Source organism: Endozoicomonas sp. ONNA1 (genome assembly GCF_024606325.1).
Lineage (GTDB): Bacteria > Pseudomonadota > Gammaproteobacteria > Pseudomonadales > Endozoicomonadaceae > Endozoicomonas_A.
In genome coordinates this window covers 1-3,043 of the sequence record NZ_JAHHPN010000933.1, presented here as the reverse complement: position 1 = coordinate 3,043, position 3,043 = coordinate 1, and the positions used below count along the sequence as shown (strand labels likewise).

Below are 3,043 nucleotides of genomic sequence, written 5' to 3'. Positions count from 1 at the left end.
ACAGGGGTTATCGGGGTCCAGCAGATCGTTAAATTTTGGCAGATCGTCGCTGGTGAGCTTGCGGATGTCCATCACCAGAGTGAGCGGCTGTGACCCTTCAAACAACTTGCCTGAACGCAGGCTGTGACGACCATCGGCGGCAATACTCAATCGGCTCACCAGGTTAGCCTGTGAGAGGTCATCAGGATGGGAAACAAGAATGACATCCTGATGTCCATCGCCGGTCCGGGCGTCTAAAAGCTGTCGAACCTCATCATCACTGCCGACAAAACGAAAGTCGAAGGACTGAGGGGCTTGTTGGAGCGAGCAGTCCATTGACGATACGGTTCTCGCTTTCTCAGGCATCGTTACCGGAGGGGACGATCTATTGAGTTCGGGCGTTACGTCAATGCAGGCTTCGACAGTCTTTTCTGACGATAACTCCAGCTTTGCTACCTTGGCTGGTACGCTATTACCAGAAACGGGTTTCTTTACTTCCCCAACAATCCGGCCATCCATAGTCAACCTTTCTCCTTAAATCTGAAGGACTGCATTGAAACTGTTTGATTGTTTGACCTTCGGATAGGAAGAAAGTTCTATTTGAATGGTTACCTGCAATCCCTTGAAGGAAGTCAGCGATCTCGAAAAAAGACCCATTGGCTGTCGCCGCACAACTGCGTGGATGCAGGAGCAATGGCCGTGTAGGGCAGACTATTCCCAGTCAGTCCACAGAGATTGGTTATCCAATGCGTCACAAAGCGAATTCAAATTCACGCTGTTCACAAACTCCCTGGCAATTTTTTTCAGCTCATAGGGTTTGAGCACCAGAGCATTACTGGCGTTTTGAGCCTGCTTTAAAAAGCAGGCATCCTTACGCGAGTGCTCAAAAACGTAAGAACTATTAATTTGAGTCATCATGGCATACAGCTCTTTTCGTGAGGATGGGTCATGAGAGCCATAGCTGCAAAGCTCCGACGAAGTCCTGAAGGATGCATGGCCCCAGCAATACATTAAACGACCACCCTTTGAGAGGGTCACGTCATACAGGTAATGAGTGAAAGCCTGCTGAATCGCTTGCCAACATCTATGCCTCAGCTTCTTTCTCACCTGTGACACAAAAAAGGAATTCACTTCGGTATTTTCCAATAACTGCTTCAAGTCAGGGCTGGTGTTAACTTTTCGTTGAAACAGGGTTTCGTGCTTTTCCTTTATCGCTCGGGCGTTCCAGTCAGGCCCCCCCACGATAATCACCGGACGCCGGTTCATCTTACCCGAGTTTAACTGCTCAAACGCCGGATCATGCACCAACATTCGTTCTATATTCGGAACGCCCTCAGGTTCGTCCGTCCAGACGATCTGTATGGATGGATCGACAATGTCATTTTCAAGGAGTGGCGAACTCCCATCATGACAATGAGTGATGAAGAAGGTGTCATTTTTTTTCTTTTGGAAGTTTTCGTAGGCTAACTGCCATACCTGGCTATTTTTTTCCCTGGACAAAAATTTCCTGTACCACATTTTCAGGCAGTGGGTGGCTTTAGCCTTCAGTTCATCGATGCTTTCAAGAGCCCACAAAAGCTGCCAATGTTCTTCGGGATTCTCAATACGGTCATCGCAGGTCGGCAGTGGGTCCAGCCAACCCAATGTCAGGGCTTCATCGGCAAGGCGAATAACCGGGGGGGTCTCCAGGTCACTCTTTGACAACATATCCACCATTGAATTCAACCACTGTTGAGGGTTTGCTCCGCCCTGAACAATCATTTTTGAATGCAATGGCTTGAGCAGTTCAGTGACCTGAACTTCGTCACCGTCGGCTAATATTTGCTGTACTGCCTCCGACATCGGTTTGTAGATACGGGTATTATAATAACGGCCGTAACGCACATTACCGACTAATGCCTTCTCGTCAGAACTCAATGTGTCTGTCTCCAGCGACTCTAACATTGAGACACCGGTTGCAAAACCGGTTACATCTTTTCTGTCCCAGAGATTCCTTACTATTCCGGAGTTACTCAGATCATCGGTGACGGGTAATGCACCGCCTGTTTCAAGGGCTGTGTTCAGTTCCTCAAGGCTAATGCCACAGGCTTCAGCCAGAGCTTGCTGTTGTGCTGAATCAGCCCCTTTAAAGAGTTTCTTAATCCTCTTTGATTCGCCGCCAGAACCACTGACCCGCTTGGTGGGTTGGAACTTGGACAGGATTTCTGTTGCCTCGACAGGTGCCCCGCCCAAATCCACGAACTTCCAGGTTTGGCCTCCGTCAACGGAACACTCTGCAAAGGCATGATCACGGTTAATAATTTGCCGACATGGAATCCCAAAATAACGACAAAAAGCAACAAAAACAGGCGCACGATGACGGCAGCTACCTTGCCGCCGTGTTACCAGGAAGTGAAATAAATTTGCACCGTACTCTGGTGCAGCATTACCGGAGAACTGTTGGCAATAGTGCTCGATTGCATTAATTCGTTGCTCTGGGTCTTTAGCGTTTTCTATTGTCTCTAAAAGTTGCTTTACTTCACACGACAGTTCGTCGATGTGCCTAAAGCGCCTGAACAGTTTCTCCAATACTGTTTTCATACCTTCGGAGCAGCGGGCGTCAAAACGGTTTGATGCTTCTGACCAGGCTTCTTCAACAGATGTTTTTTCGCGCGGTTTCCGCTGTTCTACGACATAAGCAAATTGAATATTCTGGTTGTCTTCGGCCTCTGCAACATACAGCGTGTGAAGTCCGGTATATCGATCTCTGATCAGAGTGTATGGCAAATCGGGCTTCATGCGCAGGGCCACGATATAGTCGTCAGGCGTCAGGCTGGGCAATGCATATCGACCATTGTCTGATGCCCAGTCAAAGGTCGCCAGTGTTTGATCGCTCGCTAATGTTCCTTCCGGGATGTATCGTTGGTGGGCAAAGGATGTTTATGTGTCTCCTGAGGGTGATGTCAAACTCATCGATATTAATGATCAACACATGCAGGGGGCCGAAGTTCTCTCACCGGCCCGGTTATCAGGGCCTGATCAGGAAGTAACATTAGCGAGCGATCAAACACTGGCGACCTTTGAC

At 48.7% G+C, this 3,043-nt stretch carries 2 protein-coding genes; both read right to left on the bottom strand.

Features of this window, described 5'->3' with window-relative positions:
* Nucleotides 1–498: hypothetical protein (locus KDK19_RS22310; RefSeq protein WP_257292983.1), on the bottom strand; the 498-nt coding region annotated here is incomplete at its 3' end.
* A 192-nt stretch (nt 499–690) separates the two neighbouring features.
* Nucleotides 691–2,799 carry a transglutaminase-like domain-containing protein gene (locus KDK19_RS22305; RefSeq protein WP_257292982.1) on the bottom strand — a complete coding sequence of 703 codons (2,109 nt, stop codon included), beginning with the start codon at nt 2,797–2,799 and terminating at the stop codon, nt 691–693.
* Nucleotides 2,800–3,043 lie beyond the last annotated feature (244 nt).